We start from the raw sequence: 25,772 nt of genomic DNA, 5'->3' as shown, positions 1-25,772 counted from the left end.
GCGATGCCGCTTCCGACCAATCAGCTTCGGCTCGCGATGGTGGCCGGCGAGCCGTCGGGCGACCTGCTCGCGGCGTCGCTGCTCGGCGGTCTGCGCGAGCGGCTGCCTGAATCGGCCCAGTATTACGGGATCGGCGGGCAGCGAATGATCGCGCAGGGCTTCGACTCGCACTGGCAGATGGACAAGCTGACCGTGCGTGGTTATGTCGAGGCGCTGGGCCAGATTCCCGAGATCCTGCGGATTCGCGGCGAACTGAAGCGCCAACTGCTCGCCGAGCGGCCGGACGCGTTCATCGGCGTCGACGCACCCGACTTCAACTTCAACGTCGAACAGGCCGCGCGCGACGCGGGCATCCCGTCGATCCACTTCGTATGCCCGTCGATCTGGGCATGGCGTGGCGGCCGGATCAAGAAGATCGCCAAGTCCGTCGACCACATGCTGTGCCTGTTCCCGTTCGAACCGGCGATTCTCGACAAGGCAGGCGTCGCATCGACCTACGTCGGCCATCCGCTGGCCGACGAGATTCCGCTCGAGCCAGACACGCATGGCGCGCGCATCGCGCTGGGACTGCCGGCCGACGGCCCCGTGATTGCGGTGCTGCCGGGCAGCCGGCGCTCGGAGATCGCGCTGATCGGCCCGACGTTCTTCGCGGCGATGGCGCTGATGCAGCAACGCGAGCCCGGCGTGCGATTCGTGATGCCGGCGGCGACGCCTGCGCTGCGCGAGTTGCTGCAGCCGCTCGTCGACGCGCATCCGCAGCTGGCATTGACGATCACCGACGGCCGCTCGCAGGTCGCGATGACGGCCGCCGACGCGATCCTCGTGAAGAGCGGCACCGTCACGCTGGAAGCCGCGCTGCTGAAGAAGCCGATGGTGATCTCGTACAAGGTGCCCTGGCTGACCGGGCAGATCATGCGCCGGCAGGGCTACCTGCCTTACGTCGGCTTGCCGAACATCCTGGCGGGGCGCTTCGTCGTGCCCGAGCTGCTGCAGCATTTCGCGACGCCCGAGGCGTTGGCCGACGCGACGCTCACGCAGCTGCGCGACGACGCGAACCGCCGCACGCTGACCGAAGTGTTTACCGAAATGCATCTTTCGCTGCGGCAGAACACGGCCGCGAAGGCGGCCGAAGCGGTCGTGCGCGTGCTCGAACAACGCAAGGGGCGCGCATGACGGCAGTCCGTGCAACGCGTCGCCGCGCATCGAGCGACGTGCAGGGCGGCTTCGACTTCAGCCGGCCCGACGAGATCGTCTGCGGTGTCGACGAAGCCGGCCGCGGCCCGCTCGCGGGGCCGGTGGTGGCCGCCGCGGTGATCCTCGATCCGGCGCAGCCGATCGACGGACTCGACGATTCGAAGGCGTTGTCCGCGAAGAAGCGCGACGCGCTGTACGACCTGATCGTCGCGCGCTCGCGCGCGTATTGCGTCGCGTCGGCAAGCGTCGACGAAATCGATACGCTGAACATCCTGCACGCGACGATGCTGGCGATGAAGCGGGCCGTCGAAGGCCTGTCGGTGCTGCCGACGCTCGCGCAGATCGACGGCAACCGTTGCCCGACGCTGACGGTGCGCGCCGAGGCGATCGTCAGCGGCGACGCGCTCGTGCCGAGCATCTCGGCCGCGTCGATCCTTGCGAAGGTCACGCGCGACCGCATGCTCGTCGACCTACACGAACGCTTCCCGGTGTACGGCTTCAACGTGCATGCGGGTTACGGCACCGCGAAACACCTTGCCGCGCTGCGCGAGCACGGCCCGTGCGAAGCGCATCGGCGCACGTTCGCACCGGTTCGCGCTGCACTCGACCTGATTCGATGAAAAGCATCACTTCCCGCGACAACCCGCTGTACAAGCGCCTGAAGGCGCTCGCGGGTTCGACGTCCCAGCAGCGCCGCGGCGGTCAGGCACTGCTCGAAGGGTTCCACCTCGCCAGCGCGTACCTCGATACGGGTGCCACGCCCGAGCTGTGCGTCGCCACCGAAGGCGCGCTCGGCCATGTCGAGGCACAGGCGATCGTCGCGCGCGTCGACGCGCAGCGTGTCGTCACGCTGCCCGATGCGCTGTTCGGCCAGCTGTCGAGCGTCGTCAACGGCGTCGGTTTCCTGCTGCTCGTCGACCGGCCGGCACATCCGCTGCCGGAGCGCGTGACGCACACGTCGGTCGTCCTCGACGGCGTGCAGGATGCCGGCAACGTCGGCTCGATCCTGCGCAGTGCGGCCGCGGCCGGCGTGCGCCATGTGTTCTGCGCGCCGGGTACGGCCTACGCGTGGTCGTCGAAGGTGCTGCGTTCGGGCATGGGCGCGCACTTCCTGCTGTCGATCCACGAGGATGTGGCGCCCGACGCGCTCGCCGGGCGGCTCGACGTACCGGTCGCGCTGACCGATTCGCACGGCGCGCAGGCGATCTACGATTGCGACCTGTCGGGGCCGGTCGCATGGGTGTTCGGCAACGAGGGCGCCGGCGTGTCGGCGTTCTGGCGCGATGCGGCGACGCATCGCGTGACGATTCCGCAGCCGGGCGGAATGGAGTCGCTGAATGTTGCCGCTGCCGCGGCGGTGTGCCTGTTCGAACAGGTGCGACAGCAGCGGCACGCATGATGCCCGGGCGTGCACTGCCGCACGCGAAACCCGCACAACGAAAAAAGGCCGCGTCGAACGCGGCCTTTTTGTTTCCGGCGGCGGCCAGGGGCCGCACGCGCGCGGATGCTCAGTACGACTGCCGGTCGAGGCGGATTTCCTGCAGGATCGTCGTCGCGATTTCCTCGATCGACTTGTGCGTCGACGACAGCCACTTGATCCCTTCGCGGCGCATCATCGCTTCGGCTTCGTTGATCTCGTAGCGGCAGTTCTCGGGCGCCGCGTACTTGCTGCCCGGCCGGCGCTCGTTGCGGATCTCAGACAGGCGCTGCGGGTCGATCGACAGCCCGAACAGCTTCTCGCGGTGCGTGGAGAGCGACGACGGCAGCTTGCCGCGTTCGAAATCTTCCGGAATCAGCGGATAGTTCGCGGCCTTCACGCCGTACTGCATCGCGAGATATAGGCTCGTCGGCGTCTTGCCGCTGCGCGACACGCCGACGAGGATCACGTCGGCTTCCGACAGGTTGCGGTTCGACTGGCCGTCGTCGTGCGCGAGCGAGAAGTTGATCGCCTCGATCCGCGTCTTGTATTCCTCGGTGTCCGCATTCTGGTGACCGCGGCCCATCGCGTGGCTCGACTTGAGCTCCAGTTCCTGCTCGAGCGGCTCGACGAAGCGCTGGAACATGTCGAGCACGAGCGCGTTCGAGCGTTTGACGATGTCGTTCGACTCGCTGTCGACGAGCGTCGTGAACACGATCGCGCGGCGGCCGTCGTGCACGGCGGCGTCGTTGATCTTCTCGACGGTCGCGTAGGCCTTGTCGGGCGAGTCGATGAACGGCACGCGCACGAGACGGAATTTCTGGTCGAACTGGGAGAGGATCGAGTGCGCGAAGGTTTCGGCAGTGATCCCGGTGCCGTCGGAGACGATGAATACGGTAGGCAGCATGAATCTGGGCGTCGAACGTGAAGGGCGGTTGCGCGGGGGCTGGAGGTTCGCCTCCAGACGCAGTGACAAGGTCGCGCCACATCCGGCAGCCGGCACGGTAGAATAGCGGCAACCTGTTGGATAAGCAATTGCGGGGGCAGGGCGCGATCGGCGCCTCAGGCTTGCCCGCTCGATTCCAAAATTCCCGGCAAGTTCGGCGATTTGTCTGAAAATATCGCCCTTCTGCCGGGATTTTTGCAAATCGGGTCGGAAGATTCTCGCCGCTGCGATTGTTTATCTAACAGGTTGCGCAAGACGCGCCGCGCCTTTTTGCAGGCGCCCGCGTCCGAGCCCACTTGCGCAATCGAGCATTTTTTTCACACTTAGGGGCTTGTATGACTAACGCAGCAAACGTCGCAAAGGACCAGGCGTATGTAATTCCGTTCGAGCAGTTGCGGATGACCGATGTGGAGATCGTGGGCGGCAAGAATGCGTCGCTCGGCGAGATGATCAGCCAGCTTTCCGAGGCTGGCGTTCGCGTACCCACCGGTTTCGCCACGACCGCGCTCGCTTTCCGCGATTTCCTCACGCACAACGACCTGACCGATCGGATTGCCAAGCGTCTCGAGTCCCTCGACATCGACGACGTGAAGGCGCTCGCCGAAGCCGGTGCCGAAATCCGCAAGTGGATCGTCGACGCACCGATGCAGGCGCGCCTCGAGCAGGAAATCCGCGCGCAGTTCGAAGTCCTGAAGAACGGCTCGCCGAGCGAGCTGTCGTTTGCCGTGCGCTCGTCCGCGACCGCGGAAGACCTGCCGGACGCATCGTTTGCCGGCCAGCAGGAGTCGTACCTGAACGTCGTCGGCATCGAAGACGTGCTCGACCGCATGAAGCACGTGTTCGCGTCGCTGTACAACGATCGCGCGATCTCGTACCGCGTGCACAAGGGCTTCACGCACGCCGAGGTCGCGCTGTCGGCCGGCGTGCAGCGCATGGTCCGCTCGGACGTCGGCGCGGCCGGCGTGATGTTCACGATCGACACCGAATCGGGCTTCAAGGACGCCGTGTTCATCACGTCGAGCTATGGCCTGGGCGAAACCGTCGTGCAAGGCGCGGTGAACCCGGACGAGTTCTATGTGTTCAAGACGACGCTCGCGCAGGACAAGTACCCGATCATCCGCCGCTCGATCGGCTCGAAGCTGATCAAGATGGAATTCACGCAGCCGGGCGAGCCGGGCCGCGTGAAGACGGTCGACGTGCCGCACGAACAGCGCAACCGCTACTCGATCACCGACGAAGACGTGATCGAACTGGCGAAGTACGCGGTCATCATCGAGAAGCACTACCAGCGTCCGATGGACATCGAGTGGGGCAAGGACGGCCGCGACGGCAAGATCTTCATCCTGCAGGCACGCCCGGAAACGGTGAAGAGCCAGGCGACCGGCAAGGCCGAGCAGCGCTTCAAGCTGAAGGGCCAGTCGCAGGTGCTGGCGACGGGCCGTGCGATCGGCCAGAAGATCGGCGCGGGCCCCGTGCGCGTGATCCAGGATCCGTCGGAAATGGAACGCGTGCAGCCGGGCGACGTGCTGGTTGCCGACATGACCGACCCGAACTGGGAGCCGGTGATGAAGCGCGCGGCCGCGATCGTCACGAACCGCGGCGGCCGGACCTGCCACGCGGCGATCATCGCGCGTGAGCTCGGCGTGCCGGCTGTGGTCGGCTGCGGCGACGCGACCGACATCCTGAAGGACGGCGCGCTCGTCACCGTGTCATGCGCGGAAGGCGACGAAGGCAAGATCTACGACGGCCTGCTCGAGACGGAAGTCACGGAAGTGCAGCGCGGCGAACTGCCGGAAATCCCGGTCAAGATCATGATGAACGTCGGCAACCCGCAGCTCGCGTTCGACTTCTCGCAACTGCCGAACGGCGGTGTGGGCCTCGCGCGTCTCGAGTTCATCATCAACAACAACATCGGCGTTCACCCGAAGGCGATCCTCGAGTACCCGAACATCGACCAGGACCTGAAGAAGGCGGTCGAGAGCGTCGCGCGCGGCCACGCGTCGCCGCGTCAGTTCTACGTCGACAAGCTGACGGAAGGTGTCGCGACGATCGCCGCGGCGTTCTATCCGAAGCCTGTGATCGTGCGTCTGTCCGACTTCAAGTCGAACGAGTACAAGAAGCTGATCGGTGGTTCGCGTTACGAGCCGGACGAGGAAAACCCGATGCTGGGCTTCCGCGGCGCTTCGCGCTACATCGCCGAAGACTTCGCGCCGGCGTTCGAGATGGAATGCCGTGCACTGAAGCGCGTGCGTGACGAGATGGGCCTGACCAACGTCGAGATCATGGTGCCGTTCGTGCGTACCGTGAAGCAGGCGGAGCGTGTGGTCGGCCTGCTCGAGAAGTTCGGCCTGAAGCGCGGCGAAAACGGCCTGCGCCTCGTGATGATGTGCGAAGTCCCGACCAACGCGATCCTCGCCGAAGAGTTCCTGGAACACTTCGACGGTTTCTCGATCGGCTCGAACGACCTCACGCAGCTCACGCTCGGCCTCGACCGCGATTCGGGCATGGAACTGCTGGCAGTCGACTTCGACGAGCGCGATCCGGCCGTCAAGTTCCTGCTGAAGCGCGCGATCGATACCTGCCGCCGGATGGGCAAGTACGTCGGTATCTGCGGCCAGGGCCCGTCCGATCACCCGGACTTCGCGCAATGGCTGACCGACGAAGGCATCGTGTCGATCTCGCTGAACCCCGACACGATCATCGAAACGTGGCAGGCGCTGGCCAACCGGAAGTAATGGCCGGTAATGCATCTTCGGCGAAAGGGCGGCACCGCTGCGCTTTCGATGAAGGCAAAATGCAAGGTTCATGCTATAAACACCCCGGTAGGCACCGGGGTGTTTTTGTTTGTGGGTACGCACCGGGCCGCTCCCAACGTGCCGACCGTCCTCGCGGGGGCGGCGAACGGGTCGATCCGGAGTCGTGCTTCGGCGCATAATCCGGGCCCATGCAACGCAGGTGCGCGTTGGGGACGTTTTTCTGGAGACCACAATGATGTCGGGGCATCTGTTCTGGTGGGTCGCGGTGGGCGTGCTGGTCGTGGCCGAACTGCTGACGGGCACGTTCTACCTGCTGATGATCGCGCTCGGCTTTCTCGCGGGCGGGTTGCTGCAGCTGGCCGGTTTCGCGCCGCATGTGCAGTTCGGCGCGGCGGCCGCAGTCGCGATCATTGCGATGATCGTGCTGCGCCGTTCGGGGCTCGGCCGCAAGCAGAAGCGCGACACGTCGACGAATCCCGACGTCAATCTCGATATCGGCTCGACCGTCATGGTCGATGCGTGGCGTGACGGCCGCGCGCGCGTGCAGTATCGCGGCGCCGACTGGGACGTCGAGCTGGCGAACGGCGAGCGCGACGACGCGCGTGTGTATCAGGTGAGCGCCGTACGAGGCAACTGTCTCGTGGTCGTGGCGAAACCCGCGGGCTGATTGTCCGCTGATAAAACAAGGAGGGAACGCTTCATGGATTCGCTGATCATCTGGGTTGTCCTGCTCGTCATCGCGATCGTGATCGTGTCGAAGACGGTGAAGATCGTGCCGCAGCAACATGCGTGGGTGCTCGAGCGTTTCGGGCGCTATCACGCGACGCTGTCGCCCGGTCTCAATATCGTGCTGCCGTTCGTCGATCGCATCGCATACCGGCACGTGCTGAAGGAAATTCCGCTCGATGTGCCGAGCCAGATCTGTATCACGCGCGACAACACGCAGTTGCAGGTCGACGGCGTGCTGTATTTCCAGGTGATGGACCCGATGAAGGCGTCGTACGGGTCGAGCAACTTCGTGTTCGCGATCACGCAGCTGTCGCAGACGATGCTGCGCTCGGTGATCGGCAAGCTGGAGCTCGACAAGACCTTCGAGGAGCGCGACTTCATCAACCACAGCATCGTGTCGGCGCTCGACGACGCCGCCGCGAACTGGGGCGTGAAGGTGCTGCGCTACGAGATCAAGGACCTGACGCCGCCGAAGGAAATCCTGCACGCGATGCAGGCGCAGATCACCGCCGAGCGCGAAAAGCGCGCGCTGATCGCGGCCTCCGAAGGCCGCAAGCAGGAGCAGATCAACCTCGCGTCGGGTGCACGCGAGGCGGCGATCCAGAAATCCGAGGGCGAACGGCAGGCCGCGATCAACCAGGCGCAAGGCGAGGCCGCCGCGATTCTTGCCGTGGCCGAGGCGAACGCGCAGGCGATCCAGAAGATCGCGAACGCGATGCAGTCGCAGGGCGGCATGGATGCGGTGAACCTGAAGGTCGCCGAGCAGTATGTCGGCGCGTTCGCGAATCTCGCGAAGCAGGGCAATACGCTGATCGTGCCGTCGAACCTGTCGGATCTCGGTTCCGCGGTCGCGTCGGCGCTGACGATCGTCAAGAGCGCGTCGCCGGCCGCGGGCGGGAAGGGCTGAGCCAGTGCGCCCGGTGTGCGGGTGGCCGCGGTATGCGGCGATCCGCGTGCGGCGAATCGTCGCGCAGCCGGGCGAGTTCGGCTGGGGCCCATAGGGTGCCTTCGGCACGAATCGCCAGTCGAAACCACCGGCGTTGCGCGCCGAATGCCGCTGGCAGCCTCCGGGTGACCGGCGCGCTCGATTCAGGAACCCAAAGCAACACGGCCCGCTTCGAGCGGGCCGTGTCGTTTGTGATGCGGGTTGCGCGCGTCAGGTGCCGGCGCGCATGATGCGTGCCTTTTCGCGTTCCCAGTCGCGTTTCTTCTCGGTTTCGCGCTTGTCGTGCAGCTTCTTGCCCTTCGCGAGCGCGATGTCGCACTTCACGCGACCGCCTTTGTAGTGGAAGTTCAGCGGCACGAGCGTGTAGCCGCGCTGCTCGACCTTGCCGATCAGTTTCTTGATCTCGTCGCGGTGCAGCAGCAGCTTGCGCGTGCGAACCGGGTCGGGCGTGATGTGTGTCGAGGCTTCGGGCAGCGGGCTGATGTGGGTGCCGATCAGGAAGATCTCGCCGCTCTTCACCACGACGTAGCCTTCCCTGATCTGGCCACGCCCGGCGCGCAGCGCCTTGACTTCCCAGCCCTCCAGCACGAGCCCCGCCTCGTAGCGTTCCTCGATGTGATAATCGAAGTGCGCTTTCCTGTTGTCGATGATGCTCATGAATGGATTGGGCCAACTCGTTTAAAATCACGATTTTAGCAAAGCGGGGCGAGAATCGCCCGGCTTGCGTTCCCACCTTAAGCGATGCCGCGCGATTTATGGCAGATGTCCAGAAAACCGTATTGATCCGTCACTCGGCGGAACAGATGTTCGACCTCGTCACCGACGTGGACGACTACCCCAATTTCCTGCCCTGGTGCGGCGGCGTCGAGATTCGCCGTCAGGACGAGAGCGGGATGGAAGCGCGCATCGACATCAACTTCAAGGGCATCAAGCAGCATTTCGCGACGCGCAACACGCAGGAGCGCCCGACGCGGATCGACATGGAGTTCACGGACGGTCCGTTCAAGAAGTTCACGGGCACGTGGCGTTTCACGGCGCTGCGCGCCGATGCGTGCAAGATCGAATTCGCGCTGCATTACGAGTTTTCGAGCATTCTGCTCGAGAAGATCATCGGGCCCGTGTTCAGCCACATCGCGAACACGTTCGTCGATTCGTTCGTGAAGCGCGCCGACCAGCGCTACGGGAAGGGGTGACGCGATGCTGTCGATCGAAGTCTGTTATGCGCTGCCGGACCGCCAGGCGCTGATTCCGCTGTCGCTGCCCGAAGGGGCGACCGTTCGCTCGGCGATCGACGCGAGCGGCGTGCTCACGTTGCACCCGGAGATCGATCTCGCGCACGCGAAGACGGGCGTGTTCGGCAAGCTCGCACCGCTCGATGCGCGGCTCGCCGACCACGACCGTGTCGAGATCTACCGCCCGCTGATCGTCGATCCGAAACTGGCGCGCCAGCGGCGCGTCGACAAATCCCGCCGCGCAGGCTCCGTCGAGGGGCGCAAGTGGATGCACAAGGACGCGCGCTGACGCGCTCGGTTTCGCGCCTTTCGTTCCGATTCGTCTGATCAAACGCCGCGGCGCTCAGTGGGCCGCGGCGTTTGCGTTTGCCGATGCGCTGCCCGGCGTATTGCCGCCGGCGGGCGTGTCGCCGTGCTGTCGCACCGACCCGTAGACGCCGGCGAGCAGCAACACGAGCGCGGCGATCTCGAGCGCGTGCGGCATCCGCTGGTCGTACACGAACGCGTAGAGCATTGCGAACACGGTTTCGAACACGATCAACTGGCCCGACAACGTAAGAGGCAGCCGCTTCGACGCGGCATTCCACAGCCCGTTACCGAGCCACGACGCGCCGATCGCGAGCACGAGGTTCAGCAGCCAGAACAGCTGCCAGCGTGAGGCCGGGACGGCCGCCTGCACCGTGCCGGCCGGCAGCGCGAGGATCGCGATCCAGCAGAGACCGCCGATCAGGCCGGTCACGACACCCCACAGCACCGACCACTCGTTGCCGCCGAAATGATGATGGCGCTGCAGGTAACGCGCGTTCGCGACCGCGTACCAGGTCCAGCTCGCGAGCGCGCCCGCCGCGCAAGCGATCCCTGCGAGCTTCTGGCCGAGCGTCGTCGCGTGCGCGGCCTCGGACGTGAACAGGTCGACGTTGATGCAGACGATGCCCGCGATCACCAGCCCGAGCGGCGCGGCGAGCCGCCGCAGCGGCACGGCGCCGTGGTCGCCGAGGCCCGCGAGCGTGACGGTGACGGGCAGCACGCCGACGATCAGCGAGCTGGGCGCGATGCCGATCAGGTGCACGGCGCCGGACAGCAGCATGTAGTACGCGACGTTGCCGACGACGGCGAGCTTCACGAGTGCGACGAGATCCTCGCGCGTCAGCCGCGCGAGCAGCGAGCGGACGGCCGGTAGCGCAGCCGCGAGCGAGACGAGGCCGTACATCGTGTAGCGGCCGGCGCTCAGCAGCAGCGGCGAGAAATCGGTCAGCAGCCGCGGAACGAGAAACACCATGCCCCACATGGCACCGGCCAGGACACCATAAACCACACCGCGCTGCATCGATCGCTCCGAACAAATGACTGATGAGCGGGCATGTTAGCGACGCCGTCCCGACAGTGTCTTGTTCAATCCTGCACTTGGCGCACGGCGGCGCGGCGCGGCGACAGGCGGCGGCTCAGGCGTCTGCCGGATCGGGCGTTGCTGCGGCACCGTCGCCCGGCGTACGCGCCTGCGAGTGCGCCGGCCGCCGCACGGCACGCAGCTTCCCGCTGTTGCCGCCGCCGCAGTAGAAGCGGTCGCGGCCGTCGGATTCGAGCCCCGACACGCCGACGCCGGGCGGCATGTCGACCTGTTCCAGCACCTGTCCCGTGCGCGGATCGATGTGCCGCAGCTCGCTCTGGTCGGCCTCCCAGGTGCCGTGCCACAGCTCGCCGTCGACCCACGTCACGCCGGTGACGAAGCGGTTCGACTCGATCGTGCGCAGCACGGCGCCCGATTCCGGGTCGATCTGATGAATCTTGCGTTCTCGGTACTGGCCGACCCACAGCGTGCCTTCGGCCCATGCAAGCCCCGAGTCGGCGCCGCCGCCGGGGGCCGGGATCGTCGCGAGTACGCGGCCCGATTCGGGATCGATCTTCTCGATGCGGTCCTCGACGATCTGGAACAGGTGGCGGCCGTCGAACGCGGTGCCCGCATGCGCGGCGACGTCGATCGAGCGGACGGTCGTGCCGCGTTCCGGATCGAGCGCATTCAGCTTGTCGCCGGATGCGTACCACACGTGCTGCCCGTCGAACGTGACGCCGTGCACGCCGTCGACGCCCGGAAACGGGCCGTATTCGCGAATGATGTCAGCGCTGGAGCGTTTCATGTTCGTCACCTCGTGGTTCGGTGAGGTCATCCTAATCTCCCGGCAGCGGCGCCGGGAGTAACAAGGTGGTCGCGAATCCGGGCAGCGGCGGCGTCAGCCAGCGGCGCGCGCGGCCGCGGCCGAGCGCCTGCACCTTGTCCGCTTCGGCGAGCGCGTCGAGCGCGCGTTGCACGGTGCGCTGGCTCGCGCCGAGTGCGAGTGCCAGCGCGGAGCTCGACCACGCCTCGCCGTCGGCGAGGAGGGCGAGCACGGCCGCGTGGCGATCGTCGACCGGGCGCGCGAGGACGACGGTCTCGCGCACGCCGAGCGGTTCGAGCGCGAAGCCGCGCGGCGTCGCGATGATATTTGCGAGCGGCCGCAGTACCGCGCGCAGCCGGCCGATCTCGACGCGCAGGCGCGCACGATGCGATTCGTCCGCATGTTTCGCGCGGAACGCGGCGGCGACGAGCGCGTTTCTCGACACGTCGGTCGGCCATGCCTCGCCGAGCGCGCGGGCGAGCACGAACAGCACGGGGCGCCGCGCGAGCGACACGGTCGTGCGGGCGTCGCGCACCGTGTGGCGGCACGCGTCGACGACGAGCGAATTCGACGCGAACAGCGTTTCGACTTCGTCGAGCTGCACGAGCCGCGACGTGCCGCGCGCGATGAGTCGCGCGGCCGGTGCGTCGAGCACGCGCGCCGCGGTGTCGACCTCGGCCGTCAGCGCGGCGATGCCGGCGTCGCGGGCGGCCGCGCGCGCACGGGCGAGCGCGGCGCGGGCCACGTGCGTGCGGATGCGGCGCATCGCGATGCCGGCCGCGATCAGCTCGTGGGCGGTACGCGACGCGGCCGGCAGCGGCGCGGGATCGAGGTTCGCGAGCATCCGTTCGGCATCGTCGACATGACCGATCAGCAGCAGCCGGCGCACGCCGAGATAACGGGCATGCGCGGCGTTCGCATGGTCGCCGTGCGTGTCGAGCGTCGCGCAGGCGGCATCGAGCGCGCGTGTCGGCCAGCGGAGATCGCGCGACGCTAGTGCGATCTCCGCTTCCGCAACGACGCAGCGCGCACGCGCCACGGCTTCCTTCGCGCCGAACGCGCGCGCGGCACTGCGCACGAGTACGCGCGCGCGCTCGAAATCGCCGAGCTGCGCCATCGCGATGCCCCGCAGCGCGAGCGCTGGCGCATCGTCGCGCAGCGCGACACGGTTCAGCGCGCCGAGCGCGTCACCGGCCGCGAGCGCGCGCGCGGCTGCCGTGATCAGCGAATCCATTCGAATCCCGACACACTTGTCACTCCCTCCGGTCCGATGCCCGGCACTAATCTAGCACCACGCACACGGCCCCGTACGCCGTGCCCGGATACCCAACGGAAGGAGGCACCCGCAATGACGACCCATCTCACCGGAACACGCAACGAATGGCTGGCCGAGCGCAGGGCGCTGCTCGACGCGGAAAAGGCGCTGACGCGGCAAAGCGACGAACTCGCGCGGCGGCGCCAGGCACTGCCATGGGTGCGCGTCGACAAGACTTACCGGTTCGACACCGAAGACGGACAGGCAACGCTCGACGACCTGTTTCGCGGCCGTTCGCAACTGCTCGTCTATCACTTCATGTTCGGCCCCGACTACAAGGCCGGCTGCCCGTCGTGCTCGGCGCTTGCCGACGGCTTCGCCGGCTTTGCCGTGCACCTGGCGAACCACGACGTGACGCTCACGGCCGTGTCGCGCGCACCGCTCGCGAAGCTGCTCGCCTACCGGCAGCGGATGGGGTGGACCTTTCCGTGGGCGTCGTCGGTCGGCAGCGATTTCAACTTCGACTTCAACGTGTCGTTCACCGAAACGCAGCAGCGCACGGGCGACGTCGAATACAACTATGCGCGGTCGGGCCATGCGATGGACATGGATCCGCCGCCGCCGGTGGTCGCGCAGTTCGCGGCGACCTGCGGCACCGACGCGGCCACGTATGCGCTCGACCGGCCAGGGATGAGCGCGTTCGTGCGCGAGGATGGCGTTGTCTATCACACGTACTCGACCTATGCGCGCGGGCTCGACGGGTTGTGGGGGATGTACCAGTGGCTCGATCGCGCGCCGCTCGGGCGCAACGAGGCGGGCGCCTGGTGGCGCCGCCATGACGAGTACGCGCGCGGCTGAGCGCGTGCCGGCGACGGGCGGGAGCGTGCGATGACACGGCCGGCAACTGGAGATACGGGCCCCGATTCGCGGATGTTCGCGGTGGCGCTCGTGGCCGTGTTCGCCGTTGCCGCGACGGCGACGCTGGCGCAGCACGCGTCGATGGCCGCGATGGGCGGCGAACCGATGCCCGGCGGCTGGATGATCTCGGCGACCTGGCTGCGGCCGTGCGGCTGGGGCGCCGGCCGCGCGTTCGCGGCATTCGCCGCCATGTGGGGCGCGATGACGGTGACGATGATGCTGCCCGTGCTCGCGCCGATGCTCTGGCAGTACCGGCAGCACGTCGGTCCGCTGGCCGCGACGCGTTCGACCTGGCTCGTCGTCGTCGCGGGCGCCGGGTATTTCGCGGTGTGGATGGCGTTCGGCGCGCTTGCCTTTCCGGCCGGCGGCGCGCTGACGGCTGCCGCGGCGCGGCTGCCGGCACTGGCCCGCATGATGCCGTTCGCGGCCGGCGCGGTCGTGTCCGGCGCGGGCGTGCTGCAGTTCTCGGCGTGGAAGGCGCGGCGGCTGGCTTGCTGTCGGCACGCGGCGCCGCACGCGTGCGTGCCAAGCGTGGATACGGGCGCCGCATGGCGGCACGGCGTGCGAGCGGCCATGCGTTGCAGCGCCTGTTGCGGGAACCTGATGGCGGTCGCGCTGGCGGCCGGCGTGATGGATCTGCGCGTGATGGCCGCGGTGACGGTCGCGATCGCCGCCGAGCGTCTTGTACCGGCCGGCAGGCGTGTGGCGCGGATCGTCGGCGGCGTCGCGATCGGGGGCGGCATCGCGATGATCGCGCGTGCGGCCGGGCTGCTGTAAGACCGGGGAAGCGAGCCGTATTGCGGGCCGCTGCGGTGCGTCGCCGGCCCGTGTGCGACCGCGGCCGTCACCGCCGCGTGGCCCGGCCGCGACAGCCACGCGTGCCGCGGCGCGGCCGCTTGCGCGAATGGCTCGATGCGGCGGTGAAACGAAAGGCGATCGAAAACGAACCGAACGGCGATCCGAACGATTCGGCCCCCGAACGCCTGGAAACGGCTAAGCCGTTGTTCGTGTTGTGAAAATTCGCAGCGCTTCGCGTATAATTCGCTTTTGCGCCCATAGGATTTGCCATGCGTCTGATCCAAAAAGCACTCACTTTCGATGACGTGCTCCTCGTTCCCGCCTTCTCCGACGTTCTGCCGCGCGACACCAGCCTCAAGACCAAGCTGACCCGCAACATCTCCCTGAACATGCCGCTCGTGTCCGCCGCCATGGATACGGTCACCGAAGGTCGCCTCGCGATCGCGATGGCACAGCAGGGTGGTGTCGGTATCGTCCACAAGAACCTCACGCCGGCCGAACAGGCTCGCGAGGTCGCGAAGGTCAAGCGTTTCGAATCGGGCGTCGTCCGCGATCCGATCACGGTGCCGCCGCAAATGAAGGTGCGCGACGTGATCGCGCTGTCGCGCCAGCATGGCATCTCGGGTTTCCCGGTCGTCGAAGGCCCGCAGCTCGTCGGCATCGTCACGAACCGCGACCTGCGTTTCGAAACGCGCCTCGATGAGCCGGTCAAGTCGATCATGACGCCGCGCGAGCGTCTCGTCACGGTCAAGGAAGGCACGCCGCTCGCCGAAGCGAAGGCGCTGATGCACAGCCACCGCCTCGAGCGCGTGCTGGTCGTCAACGACGCGTTCGAACTGCGCGGCCTGATGACCGTCAAGGACATCACGAAGCAGACCGAGCACCCGGACGCGTGCAAGGACGAACACGGCAAGCTGCGCGCAGGCGCCGCGGTCGGCGTCGGTGCCGACAACGAAGAGCGCGTCGAACTGCTCGTGCAGGCCGGCGTCGACGTGATCGTCGTCGATACCGCGCACGGTCACAGCAAGGGCGTGCTCGAGCGCGTCCGCTGGGTCAAGCAGAACTTCCCGCACGTCGAAGTGATCGGTGGCAACATCGCGACGGCCGCCGCCGCGAAGGCGCTCGTCGAATACGGCGCGGACGCGGTCAAGGTCGGTATCGGCCCGGGCTCGATCTGCACGACGCGGATCGTCGCGGGTGTCGGCGTGCCGCAGATCAGCGCGATCGCGAATGTCGCGGACGCACTGAAGGGCACGGGCGTGCCGTGCATCGCCGACGGCGGCGTGCGCTTCTCGGGCGACGTGTCGAAGGCCCTCGCGGCCGGCGCGAACGCGGTGATGATGGGCAGCATGTTCGCGGGCACCGAAGAGGCGCCGGGCGACGTGTTCCTGTACCAGGGCCGCCAGTACAAGTCGTACCGCGGCATGGGTTCGGTCGGTGCGATGAAGGACGGCGCGGCGGACCGCTACTTCCAGGACAACTCGGCGAACATCGACAAGCTCGTGCCGGAAGGCATCGAAGGCCGCGTCGCCTACAAGGGTTCGGTCAACGCGATTCTGTTCCAGCTGGTCGGCGGTGTGCGCGCCAGCATGGGCTACTGCGGTTGCCGTTCGATCGACGAGCTGCACGACAAGGCCGAATTCGTCCAGATCACCGCGGCGGGCATGCGCGAGTCGCACGTGCACGACGTGCAGATCACGAAGGAAGCGCCGAACTACCACGTGGACTGATCGCCGATGAAACCGCTACTGCGAGCCGTGCTGATCATCGATGCCGTACTGCTGCTGGCGTTCGGCGTGCTGTTCGTGCTGACGCCCTGGCAGTCGCTCTTCAACGCGCTGCAGCTGGCGAACATCCAGCCGGCAATGCTCGGCCAGGCGTTCGGCATCGCGTTGCTCGGGCTCGCGTGGCTCGCGTTTCATGCGGCGTTCAACGGCGACCTCACGGCGCCCGTCGCGCGCTCGGTCGGCCACGTGTACTGGCTGACCGGCGTGCTCACGATCGTCTGGTCGATCGGCGCCGGCAGCGGTCCCGCGCTCGCGGCGGCCGGCAGGGTACTGTCGGCCGTGGCCGGTGTCGCGCTGATCGTGCTCGGCCTCGGCGGCGTGCGGCTCGCATCGGCCGTGCGCCGTCGCGAGAAAGCGCAGGCGCTCGAGGCGCGCGCGCCGGAGCAGCGCCCGGTTGAACCGACGGTGGCGCCGGCGTCCTCGCCCGCATCGCAGCGTGTCGAACCCGTCGTCAGCCGTCCCGCGGCGCCCGCACCGTCATCGGCCGCATCCAGTCCATCGTCAGGCTCGGGCACCGTCGCACTCGACGAACGCCCGCCGATGCGGGACTGACCGGCCATGCGTCGCGCGTGCCGCCTGCCGCCCGACGCCGCTGTCCATGCTATTGACGCAGCGCTCGATGCGCTGCTTTTCTTTTTCTCTTCATCCCGTCCGCAGCCATGCACGACAAAATCCTGATTCTCGACTTCGGTTCGCAAGTCACCCAACTGATTGCGCGACGCGTGCGTGAAGCACACGTCTACTGCGAAATCCATCCGAACGATGTGTCCGACGACTTCGTGCGCGAGTTCGCGCCGAAGGCGGTGATCCTGTCGGGCAGCCACGCGAGCACGTACGAAGACCATCAACTGCGCGCGCCGCAGGCCGTATGGGATCTCGGCGTGCCGGTGCTCGGCATCTGCTACGGCATGCAGACGATGGCCGTGCAGCTCGGCGGCAAGGTCGAGTGGAGCGACCATCGCGAATTCGGCTATGCGGAAATGCGCGCGCACGGCCATACGCGCCTGCTCGACGGCATCGAGGATTTCACGACGGCCGAAGGCCACGGGATGCTGAAGGTCTGGATGAGCCACGGCGACAAGGTTGCCGAGCTGCCGTCGGGCTTCCAGCTGATGGCGTCGACGCCGAGCTGCCCGATCGCCGGCATGGCCGACGAAGCGCGCGGCTACTACGCGGTGCAGTTCCACCCGGAAGTCACGCACACGGTGAAGGGTCGCCAGATCATCGAACGTTTCGTGCTGCAGATCGCCGGCGCGAAGCCCGACTGGATCATGAGCAACCATATCGAGGAAGCCGTCGCGAAGATTCGCGAGCAGGTGGGCGACGAGGAAGTGATTCTCGGCCTGTCCGGCGGCGTCGATTCGAGCGTCGCGGCCGCGCTGATCCATCGCGCGATCGGCGACCAGCTGACCTGCGTGTTCGTCGACCACGGCCTGCTGCGCCTGAACGAAGGCAAGATGGTGCTCGACATGTTCGAGGGCCGTCTGCATGCGAAGGTCGTGCACGTTGACGCGGCCGACCAGTTCCTCGGCCACCTGGCCGGGGTGACCGATCCGGAAGCGAAGCGCAAGATCATCGGCCGCGAGTTCGTCGAGGTGTTCCAGGCCGAGGCGAAGAAGCTGTCGAAGGCGAAGTGGCTCGCGCAGGGCACGATCTATCCGGACGTGGTCGAATCGGGTGGCACGAAGACGAAGAAGGCGACGACGATCAAGAGTCACCACAACGTCGGCGGCCTGCCGGAAACGCTCGGTCTGAAGCTGCTCGAGCCGCTGCGCGACCTGTTCAAGGACGAAGTGCGCGAACTGGGCGTGGCGCTCGGCCTGCCGCCGGAGATGGTGTACCGCCATCCGTTCCCGGGCCCGGGCCTCGGCGTGCGGATCCTCGGCGAAGTGAAGCGCGAGTTTGCAGACCTGCTGCGCCGCGCGGACGCGATCTTCATCGAAGAGCTGCGCAACACGACCGCGACCGCGCAGGATGCGGCTGCCGGCCTGTGCGGCGACGCCGATGTCGGCAAGAGCTGGTACGACCTGACGAGCCAGGCGTTCGCGGTGTTCCTGCCGGTGAAGTCGGTCGGTGTGATGGGCGATGGCCGCACGTACGACTACGTGACGTCGCTGCGCGCGGTGCAGACGACCGACTTCATGACCGCACACTGGGCGCACCTGCCGTACGCGCTGCTCGGCCGCGCATCGAACCGGATCATCAACGAGGTGCGCGGGATCAACCGGGTCGTGTACGACATCTCGGGCAAGCCGCCGGCGACGATCGAGTGGGAGTAAATTGCGATCCTCTGCAGTGATCTGCAGAGGGTCGTTGTTTTTGGTCCGCTGCCGTCCGCCGGCAGCGGCACGTCGCCGACGGTAGTGGCGACGGTATGGCATCTTCGTCCGCAGACGATCCAACTCGATACCGTCACGGCATGTGACGGTATCGAGCAACGGTATCGGTGCTCGAAGAATGCTAACGGCGCGATCTCGAATTCAAATCACCACGCCTCTCGTAGGGGGCGCGCTTGTCAGCGCCGTTCCGGCGCGAACCTCACGCATTCGAATCTGCATCGACGCCGATGCGATAGTGCGATCGCAGCGCATCGATCAGTTGCTGCAGCGATGCATCGTGCGCGTCGGGCATGTATGCGATCGCCACTTCGATCCGCAAGTCTGTCTGCTCCCGCAGCTCACGATAAATCACACCGTCACGCGCAATGGATTTCAGCGATGACGGAATCAGCGCAACGCCTTGACCCCCGGCGATCAGGCTGAGCAGCACATGGTGGTCGGTCGGTTCCGCGATGCGCCGAGGATGGAAGCCGCGGGTACGGAAGAGTTTCTCAAAGTGATCGTAATAGCTCGGATTGATCCGTCGTTGCGGCCAGAACAGCGGGTCGCCGGCCAGTTCCAGCAGGGAAATGCGCCGTCGTTTGCGCAATGCATGGCCTTCCGGCAGTGCGGCTACGAGCGGGTCGTCGAACAGCCGTTCGACGCGAAGGCCTTCCGTTGCGGACGGCAAGCCGATCAGCGCGGCGTCGAGTAACCCGCCACGGAGGTCGCGCGTCGAATCCTGCGAGTATTGCCGCTTTTGAATCAACCGGAGTGCCGGGTCGCGCCTCTTGAGCGTCGGTTCGATCCACGCAAACAACGCGGGATCCAGCACCGTGGTGATACCCAGCCTGAGCTCGTGCTTGCCCAGCGCGATGTGCTGTCCGATTCGCTCGAAGGTCGCGTCGGCTACCGCGAGAAGATTGCGGGCTTCGGTCAGTAGATAGGTGCCTTCGGAGGTCAGTCTTACGCCGCCGCGATCGCGTTCGAACAGTCTCGCACCGATGATTTCCTCGAGCGCCTGAATCTGTCTCGTCAACGGCGGCTGTGTAATGAACAGACGCTCCGCCGCACGCCGAAAGCTCAGCTCCTCGGCCACGGCGATGAAGTATCGCAGTTGCCAGAGTTCGATGGTTGACTGCATTGGGGGAAGCTCCGCATGGTCCTTGTGATACTGAAAAGGTATCACGCCAAAGGAATTAGCGCACCGCCGTCGATGTCGTTATCGTTCGCACAACGAGCTGCAACAACGCGACTCGACTTTGCGAGGGAATCATGCAAGACGCTCAATCGACTCTGGCACTGGGTCACCAATACTTGATGGCCGTCGAACAAAAAGAACAGCCCTCGATCAGCGAGGCTTTGAAGGACGTTGCGCCGGACCTGGCGCGTATGGCGATCAGCTTCGCGTATGGAGAAATCTATTCACGACCTGCACTCGATCTGCGGCAGCGACAATTCGTGACGGTTGCCGCGCTTGCAGCGATGGGGGGCGCCGAGCCGCAGCTTCGCTTCCATATCGCAGGTGCGTTGAACGTTGGCTGTTCGCCGCGCGAAATCGTGGAACTGATGATTCACCTTGTCGTCTATGCAGGCTTTCCGGCTGCGGTCAACGGCGTGTCGGCTGCGAGAGACGTGTTCCGCGAGAAGGGTGTCGATGCTGCGCCGGTCTCGGTGTCGCCGAGCACGACGCGTTACGACGATGGCGTGGCGGGGCTGAGGGCAGTCGATGGTGCGGTTGGTGAACGGGTGGTCGAATCGTTGAACGAGATTGCCCCCGATCTCGGCCGCTTCGTGATCGAATTCGTCTTCGGCGAAGTGTACTCGCGGACCGGTATCGATCTCGTCCTGCGAGAACTGATTACGGTGGCGGCGCTGTCAGCGATGGGCTCCGCCACACCGCAACTCAAGGTTCACATGCATGGCTTTCTCAACGTTGGCGGCAAGCGTGAGGAACTCGTGGAGGTGGTCACGCAGATTGCCGCTTATGCCGGATTCCCGAGGGCAATCAATGCGGCGCTCGCGGCAAAGGACGTGCTGCGAGACCGGGATCACGGCGCGCATTGATGTTGACGGGCGGCACGTGTCCGCTGCCGTAGCAAATGACCTCAGGACTGCAGAACAGTCAGGTCGGGAAAATCGATCGGCGGCGGAAACACGTCGCCATCCGCCGGCCGCGCAAACAGGGTAGCGTGTTCGTCCGGCACCGCCGCGACGAAATCCGATGTTGCAACCGGGCTCGGCATCCATCGCCAACTCGCACTCCGCGCAGTTGGCGATCTTTTCTTGACGCTTGCAATCAGGCGTCAATCGTACAGAGCCAGATACTGATGAAGGGACTGAATCGCGGCAGCGCCTTCTCCGACAGCGGCCGCAACCCGCTTGACCGAGCCGCTGCGAACGTCGCCTACTGCGAAGATGCCAGGTCGGCTCGTCTCCAGAAAATGAGGAGGGCGGTCTGACGGCCATCTGTCGATGGCATCGGGGCCAGTGAGCACAAAGCCGTTCCTGTCCAGCGCAACACAATCGCCGAGCCACCCCGTATTGGGTTGTGCGCCAAGAAACAGGAAGACGTGCCGGAACGGCTTCGCTTCGATATGCCCCTGCCTGTCCCATATGACAGATTCAAGTTGCGTCTCGCCTTGCAACTCGACGATCTGCGTTCGGACATGAACGGTGATGTTCGCAGCTGCGTCGATCCGCCTGATCAAATAGTTCGACATGCTCGCTTTGAGCCCGTCGCCGCGAATCACGATGTGGACGTGACGCGCAAATCCGGCGAGGAAAACCGCTGCCTGGCCGGCCGAATTTCCACCGCCAACGATAATCAACTCTTCATTGGCACAGAACGCGGCTTCCATGAACGTGGCGCTGTAATAGACTCCACGCCCCGCAAACTCCTCGAGACGGGCCAGCGACGGTTGTCGATAGCGAGCGCCGGTCGCGATGACAACAGCACGGGCATACACGTGCTCGTCGCAATCAAGACGAAGGTGAAAGGGCGGTGCCCCGTGGCATTCGATGCCGAGTGCTTCGATCGGTACACCGACCTCGGCACCGAATTTGCGACATTGAGACAAGCCGCGGCCGGCAAGCGCTTGTCCGGAAATGCCTGTCGGGAATCCGAAGTAATTTTCGATCTTCGAACTGGTACCCGCCTGGCCACCCGGAGCCTTGGCGTCGAGAACCGCGACTCTCAACCCCTCGGAGGCCGCGTAGACCGCGGCCGCAAGACCTGCCGGCCCCGCGCCGACCACGACCACGTCGAACCGTTCGCCATTCAACCTGTCGGGGCTCAGGCCGATCGCATCCGCCACGGCCCGGTTGGTCGGGCGCCTTAGCGTGTTGCCTTGAGACGTGATGAGTACCGGTATGTCCGCGTTCGTTGCGCCATAACGCGCAAGGAGTACCTTTGCTTCCTCGTGCTCGTCAAGATCGAAGTAGGCCGAAGGCTGGCCGTTGCGGCTCAGGAAATGCCGCAAACCGAAGGTGGCGGCAGAGGCGGAACTGCCAATGACCAGAACACCCGCATTCTGATCCTGAATGAACGCGACGCGCCGCAGGATATACGCACGCATGATCGTTTCGCTCAACTCCGCTTCCGAAATGACGAGCGCGCGTAGTGATTCCTCTTCGATAACGATGACTTCGCAATCACTGGTGGCACGCGCTGTCGCCACCGCAGCGCGGCCGGCGAGGGTTCCGACCTCGCCGGTGAAGCTGCCGGGGCCGTGAGTGCCGAGCACATGGAGACTGTCTCCAGTGCCTCGCGTCGCCTCGATCGTCCCGGAGAGGATGGCGAACATCGGAATGTGCCGATCGCCTTCGGAGAACAGCACATCGCCCGCTTTCAGTGTGCGTCGTTCACCGTATCGCTCAAGCAGCGCGAACTGTCTTTCATTCAGCCTTGGAAAAATCTGATGGTGACGGCTGCCGCCGGCCACCAGTTCTTCGACCTTGCCTGACGATTTGTCGCTCATGGCGGTGTTCCGAATGAGAGGGCGCACGTTGCGACCCTGGTGAGCCGGTTGTCGAATATCGAGGCGACGCGAACAATCGGAAAGACGGGGAAAGACGCCGGGCCGCAATATCAGCGCAGATTGTGCGCCTGACTTCCGCGAGCAGTAAAGGGTACGAAAAAAGTGAATCGCGTACATGGTGCTCAGCGGAGTTTGCGCGGCAACTGCGTGGAGATCATCTCGAACGCGCGCAGGTCGAGTCCACCGTCGACGAGATCCGGCAGCATCTCGACGAACGCTCGCATGTGCGGAAGGGCAAAGTGTTCTTGCAGATCCGCGGCCGAACGCCAGTTTTCGTAGACGCACCAGACGTCGTGGTCGGTCGAGGAGCGATGCACGTCATAGTTGATACAACCGGGCTCACGACGACTCGGTTCGATGAGTGTGTTGAGCGCGTTGCCGAGTCGCTCCGATTTGCCCGCCTGAGCGCGAATGAAGGCGATATTGGTGACTTGATTCATAGTGCTGGATTCCCCACGTCAACTTGAGCCGGCGAGTTCGATGTATCGCCGGAAATCGCATGTTGACCAAGTGCGGCCGTCGCTGGGCGCCACCTGGCATCGCACTTACTCGGTGAAGTCGGTCGCTTCGGATGAGCCTTTCCACGTATCCAGGTCGCGTTGAACCGCGGCGGCTTTTTGCGCCGCCAGTTCGTTGGCGATCTTGCCGGCGAACAGGTGCAACGGCGGTTCGGCAACCTCCACGGCCTGCATGATCAACACGGCCAGCTTGTCCGGATCGCCGGCCTGACGACCATGAAGCGTACCCAGGTGCAGATCCAGCGACACCCTGGCTTCGGTGTATTCATCAATCTGGCGTTTGGCTACCGCCAGCGCGCCGCTCGACAAGAACTCCGTGCGCACCGGCCCCGGGTACACCACGGTCGCCTTGATACCGAACTCGGCCACCTCGGCCGCGAGCGACTCGGTCAGGCCGGCGAGCGCGAACTTGCTCGCCACGTAGCTGCCCCATCCAGCGTAACCGCCCTGGTAACCGACGATCGACGCGATGTTGACGACATGCCCGCCACGCTGTTCTCGCAGATGGGGAAGCGCGTGTCTCAGTACTGTCAGCGGCGCGAACAGGTTGACGTCGAAGTTTTGCCGAAGCTCGTCGTCCGAGAGGGCTTCGACGGTTCCCTGCTGAGCGTATCCGGCGTTATTGACGATCACATCGATCCGGCCGAAGGTCTTGATGGTCTGCGCGATGGCCGCGCGCACGCTTTGGTCGTCGGTCAGATCGACCTGAAGTGGAAGAAACTGCCCGGAGACCGGGCCGATTGCTTCGGTCAGTGATGCCACGGTTCGCGAGGTCGCGGCGACGCGATCGCCACGCGCGATGAGTTGCCGCACGAGTCGTTGGCCTACACCTTTCGATGCGCCGGTGACGAACCAGATCTTCTTGGATGTGTTCATGATGGTTCCTTTAGTAATTAAGGATTGCAAAATTAAATTTAAGTAACGATTGAGAAAAACGAGATCGATGCGCTTACTTGAGTGCCACGCTCATGCCGCCATCCGCCATCACCACGGCGCCGACGATATAGCTGGCCTTGTCGGACGCCAGAAAGGCGATCACTTCGGCGATTTCCCGAGGGTCGGCTGCCCGCTTGATGGGTGCATTCTTGCCATGCTCGGCAAGGAAGGCCGGGCCGTCTTCGTGGATGTGGCTGGTGATATTCGTTACCGCGTCGCCGGACCCGACCGCATTGACACGAATGCCATGATCGATCGCCTCGAGCGACATGGCGCGCGTCAACTGGGCGAGCGCACCTTTGGACGCCGCATAGGCGGCGATGAGCGGAAACGCCTGATAACACGCGTATGAACCCACGTTGACGATTGCTCCGGTCTTCGCCGGCATCATCGCGCGCATTGCCTCGCGCGAGAACAGGAACGCGCCGGTGGAATTGACTGCCTGAATGCCGTTCCAGTCGTCGAGCGTCATCTCGACGACTGGCTTGTTGATGATGATCGCGGCGTTGTTGATCAGAATATCCAGCTTGCCGAAGCGTTCCATCGCGGTGGATACGGCGCGCACCGCGCTGTCCTCATGCGCGACGTCCGCGATGAGCGGGACGATCCCCGGACGCGCCAACGCTTCGACGTTGGTGCCGCGCCCGACGGCGATCACGCTGGCGCCTTGCGCGTGGAGCAGCTCGGTGGTGGCAAGCCCGATGCCGCTTGCCGCACCGGTAACGATGGCGACCTTGCCGGCGAACGGCCGGTCGGCGGATGCATGTGAAGTCATGATGGGTTCTCCTTGGAGATGAGGATCGTTAGAAAGGGCTCGATGTCGGACGCACGACGATTTCGCTGACATCGACATCGGCAGGCTGCTCGATTGCATAGGCGATCGAGCGCGCAATGGCATCCGACGTCAGTGCGATGCGACGGAAGTCGCGCATGGCTGCCCGCGCGGTGTCGTCGGAGATCGAGTCGGCCAGCTCCGACTCCACGACACCGGGGCAGATCACGGTCACACGCACCTTGTCGGTTTCCTGCCGCAGCCCGTCCGAGATGGCGCGCACGGCGAACTTGGTCGCGCAATACACGGCGGCTGTCGGCGAGACGGACAGGCCGCCGATCGAGGAAATATTGATGATCTGGCCGAACCCCTGGCGCTCCATGATCGGCAGGACCGCGGCGATTCCGTGCAGCACGCCGCGGATGTTCACATCGATCATGCGATCCCATTCGTCCACCTTGATCGCGCTCAGCGGCGACAACGGCATCACGCCGGCGTTGTTGACGATCACGTCGATGCGGCCGAAGGTGTCCAGTGCGAACCGGGCGAAAGCGCCGACGCTGGCGGCCGAAGTGACGTCGAGTGCCTGATGGCGAACCGAGCCGCCGCTTGCCTGGATTTCTTCCGCCAGCGCCGCGAGTCGTTCCGTGCGCCGCGCGCCGATCACCAGTTGGTGCCCCTGGGTGGCAAGCAGGCGGACCGTCGCTTCGCCGATACCGCTGCTCGCCCCGGTGATGAGGATGACTTTGGTTGGGTTGGATGGTGTCGTCATGTTGCGTTCTCCGTTTCGATAATCCGTGCAGGTTCGTTCGAGGGAGAGGCTGCGAAGTCTGCGCACGATGCGGCAGGGCAATCGCGGCGGGGTCTCCCGGACGCTTCGGCTGAACCGTCCAGCCGATGACCCATCTTATGGGCGTAGCCCCTGCGCGCGAATACACGCGACAATCATGGTCTTGCCTATTCCTATCGATGTGGATGCTGCCGGTCGAACGCATCCAGTAGAATTCCTCCACCAGACCCAGTGAAGGAGGCGTGCTCGTGACGGCTGCCCGCAATA

At 65.4% G+C, this 25,772-nt stretch carries 25 protein-coding genes; 14 read left to right on the top strand and 11 right to left on the bottom strand.

Features of this window, described 5'->3' with window-relative positions; genetic code table 11:
- Positions 1-3: 3 nt before the first annotated feature.
- The 3 genes from lpxB to ACTRWB_RS22065 are packed head-to-tail and all read left to right on the top strand — an operon-like array spanning position 4 to position 2,593.
- Complete coding sequence (gene lpxB / locus ACTRWB_RS22075; RefSeq protein ID WP_043888491.1) at positions 4-1,173, top strand: lipid-A-disaccharide synthase; 1,170 nt, start codon at positions 4-6, stop codon at positions 1,171-1,173.
- Positions 1,170-1,814: a ribonuclease HII gene (gene rnhB, locus ACTRWB_RS22070; protein ID WP_129512421.1), complete on the top strand. Its 645-nt coding sequence runs from the start codon at positions 1,170-1,172 to the stop codon at positions 1,812-1,814. Before lpxB ends, rnhB begins: the two co-directional genes overlap by 4 nt.
- Positions 1,811-2,593 carry a TrmH family RNA methyltransferase gene (locus ACTRWB_RS22065; RefSeq protein WP_446903222.1) on the top strand — a complete coding sequence of 261 codons (783 nt, stop codon included), beginning with the start codon at positions 1,811-1,813 and terminating at the stop codon, positions 2,591-2,593. The genes rnhB and ACTRWB_RS22065 overlap by 4 nt, the downstream gene beginning before the upstream one ends.
- 109 nt (positions 2,594-2,702) lie before the next feature.
- On the opposite strand, the gene ppsR is transcribed toward ACTRWB_RS22065, so the two are convergent.
- Positions 2,703-3,518, bottom strand: coding sequence for a posphoenolpyruvate synthetase regulatory kinase/phosphorylase PpsR (gene ppsR / locus ACTRWB_RS22060; protein ID WP_048248608.1), 816 nt, complete (start codon positions 3,516-3,518; stop codon positions 2,703-2,705).
- A gap of 374 nt (positions 3,519-3,892) precedes the next feature.
- Between ppsR and ppsA the strand changes: the two genes are divergently transcribed.
- The 3 genes from ppsA (at position 3,893) to ACTRWB_RS22045 (ending at position 7,949) form a co-directional block, all read left to right on the top strand.
- On the top strand, positions 3,893-6,292 hold the full coding sequence (gene ppsA / locus ACTRWB_RS22055) for a phosphoenolpyruvate synthase (protein ID WP_129512419.1): 2,400 nt from the start codon (positions 3,893-3,895) through the stop codon (positions 6,290-6,292).
- 253 nt (positions 6,293-6,545) lie between these two features.
- Positions 6,546-6,980 (top strand): NfeD family protein, encoded by a 435-nt coding sequence (locus tag ACTRWB_RS22050; RefSeq protein ID WP_048248606.1) that lies wholly within the window; start codon positions 6,546-6,548, stop codon positions 6,978-6,980.
- Positions 6,981-7,013: 33 nt separating this feature from the next.
- Positions 7,014-7,949, top strand: a complete 936-nt coding sequence (locus ACTRWB_RS22045; RefSeq protein ID WP_048248604.1) for an SPFH domain-containing protein — start codon at positions 7,014-7,016, stop codon at positions 7,947-7,949.
- Positions 7,950-8,198: 249 nt separating this feature from the next.
- Here ACTRWB_RS22045 and smpB read toward each other — a convergent pair whose 3' ends face one another.
- Positions 8,199-8,645 (bottom strand): SsrA-binding protein SmpB, encoded by a 447-nt coding sequence (smpB, locus tag ACTRWB_RS22040; protein ID WP_048248603.1) that lies wholly within the window; start codon positions 8,643-8,645, stop codon positions 8,199-8,201.
- A 98-nt stretch (positions 8,646-8,743) separates the two neighbouring features.
- Between smpB and ACTRWB_RS22035 the strand changes: the two genes are divergently transcribed.
- Positions 8,744-9,181, top strand: a complete 438-nt coding sequence (locus ACTRWB_RS22035) for a type II toxin-antitoxin system RatA family toxin (protein ID WP_446903221.1) — start codon at positions 8,744-8,746, stop codon at positions 9,179-9,181.
- A gap of 4 nt (positions 9,182-9,185) precedes the next feature.
- Complete coding sequence (locus ACTRWB_RS22030) at positions 9,186-9,509, top strand: RnfH family protein (protein ID WP_446903220.1); 324 nt, start codon at positions 9,186-9,188, stop codon at positions 9,507-9,509.
- A gap of 54 nt (positions 9,510-9,563) precedes the next feature.
- Here the strand turns inward: ACTRWB_RS22030 and ACTRWB_RS22025 are convergent, their stop codons facing one another.
- From ACTRWB_RS22025 to ACTRWB_RS22015, 3 genes are all read right to left on the bottom strand, one after another.
- Positions 9,564-10,547, bottom strand: coding sequence for a DMT family transporter (locus tag ACTRWB_RS22025; RefSeq protein WP_419684281.1), 984 nt, complete (start codon positions 10,545-10,547; stop codon positions 9,564-9,566).
- A gap of 115 nt (positions 10,548-10,662) precedes the next feature.
- A complete protein-coding gene (locus ACTRWB_RS22020; protein WP_446903219.1) occupies positions 10,663-11,355 on the bottom strand; it encodes a Vgb family protein in 693 nt (230 codons plus the stop codon).
- 31 nt (positions 11,356-11,386) lie between these two features.
- Positions 11,387-12,607, bottom strand: a complete 1,221-nt coding sequence (locus ACTRWB_RS22015; RefSeq protein WP_446903218.1) for a helix-turn-helix domain-containing protein — start codon at positions 12,605-12,607, stop codon at positions 11,387-11,389.
- Positions 12,608-12,721: 114 nt separating this feature from the next.
- Between ACTRWB_RS22015 and ACTRWB_RS22010 the strand changes: the two genes are divergently transcribed.
- From ACTRWB_RS22010 to guaA, 5 genes are all read left to right on the top strand, one after another.
- Positions 12,722-13,486, top strand: coding sequence for a DUF899 domain-containing protein (locus ACTRWB_RS22010; protein WP_129512411.1), 765 nt, complete (start codon positions 12,722-12,724; stop codon positions 13,484-13,486).
- Positions 13,487-13,516: 30 nt separating this feature from the next.
- Positions 13,517-14,323, top strand: a complete 807-nt coding sequence (locus ACTRWB_RS22005; RefSeq protein WP_446903217.1) for a DUF2182 domain-containing protein — start codon at positions 13,517-13,519, stop codon at positions 14,321-14,323.
- Positions 14,324-14,613: 290 nt separating this feature from the next.
- Complete coding sequence (guaB, locus tag ACTRWB_RS22000) at positions 14,614-16,074, top strand: IMP dehydrogenase (RefSeq protein ID WP_048248592.1); 1,461 nt, start codon at positions 14,614-14,616, stop codon at positions 16,072-16,074.
- Between the two features lie 6 nt (positions 16,075-16,080).
- Entirely contained in the window at positions 16,081-16,683 is a 603-nt protein-coding gene (locus ACTRWB_RS21995; RefSeq protein WP_446903216.1) for a hypothetical protein, read from the top strand.
- Between the two features lie 107 nt (positions 16,684-16,790).
- Entirely contained in the window at positions 16,791-18,410 is a 1,620-nt protein-coding gene (guaA, locus tag ACTRWB_RS21990; protein ID WP_193098616.1) for a glutamine-hydrolyzing GMP synthase, read from the top strand.
- Positions 18,411-18,669: 259 nt separating this feature from the next.
- Here the strand turns inward: guaA and ACTRWB_RS21985 are convergent, their stop codons facing one another.
- Entirely contained in the window at positions 18,670-19,593 is a 924-nt protein-coding gene (locus tag ACTRWB_RS21985) for a LysR family transcriptional regulator (RefSeq protein ID WP_446903215.1), read from the bottom strand.
- Positions 19,594-19,724: 131 nt separating this feature from the next.
- Between ACTRWB_RS21985 and ACTRWB_RS21980 the strand changes: the two genes are divergently transcribed.
- The gene (locus ACTRWB_RS21980) at positions 19,725-20,516 is read left to right on the top strand and encodes a carboxymuconolactone decarboxylase family protein (protein WP_446903214.1); all 792 of its coding nucleotides are present in this window, start codon (positions 19,725-19,727) and stop codon (positions 20,514-20,516) included.
- Between the two features lie 239 nt (positions 20,517-20,755).
- Here the strand turns inward: ACTRWB_RS21980 and ACTRWB_RS21975 are convergent, their stop codons facing one another.
- The 5 genes from ACTRWB_RS21975 to ACTRWB_RS21955 all read right to left on the bottom strand — a co-directional run bounded on the left by ACTRWB_RS21975 (position 20,756) and on the right by ACTRWB_RS21955 (position 25,487).
- Positions 20,756-22,429: an FAD-dependent oxidoreductase gene (locus ACTRWB_RS21975; RefSeq protein WP_446903213.1), complete on the bottom strand. Its 1,674-nt coding sequence runs from the start codon at positions 22,427-22,429 to the stop codon at positions 20,756-20,758.
- 182 nt (positions 22,430-22,611) lie between these two features.
- Positions 22,612-22,929, bottom strand: coding sequence for a putative quinol monooxygenase (locus ACTRWB_RS21970; RefSeq protein WP_446903212.1), 318 nt, complete (start codon positions 22,927-22,929; stop codon positions 22,612-22,614).
- A 105-nt stretch (positions 22,930-23,034) separates the two neighbouring features.
- Positions 23,035-23,883, bottom strand: a complete 849-nt coding sequence (locus ACTRWB_RS21965; protein WP_446903211.1) for an SDR family oxidoreductase — start codon at positions 23,881-23,883, stop codon at positions 23,035-23,037.
- 73 nt (positions 23,884-23,956) lie between these two features.
- Positions 23,957-24,718: an SDR family NAD(P)-dependent oxidoreductase gene (locus tag ACTRWB_RS21960; protein ID WP_446903210.1), complete on the bottom strand. Its 762-nt coding sequence runs from the start codon at positions 24,716-24,718 to the stop codon at positions 23,957-23,959.
- A 28-nt stretch (positions 24,719-24,746) separates the two neighbouring features.
- Positions 24,747-25,487 carry an SDR family oxidoreductase gene (locus tag ACTRWB_RS21955; RefSeq protein ID WP_446903209.1) on the bottom strand — a complete coding sequence of 247 codons (741 nt, stop codon included), beginning with the start codon at positions 25,485-25,487 and terminating at the stop codon, positions 24,747-24,749.
- Positions 25,488-25,772 lie beyond the last annotated feature (285 nt).

Source organism: Burkholderia sp. YIM B11467 (assembly GCF_052952715.1).
Note: the sequence above shows the minus strand (reverse complement) of the source record. Positions and strands in the feature narration are given on the sequence as shown.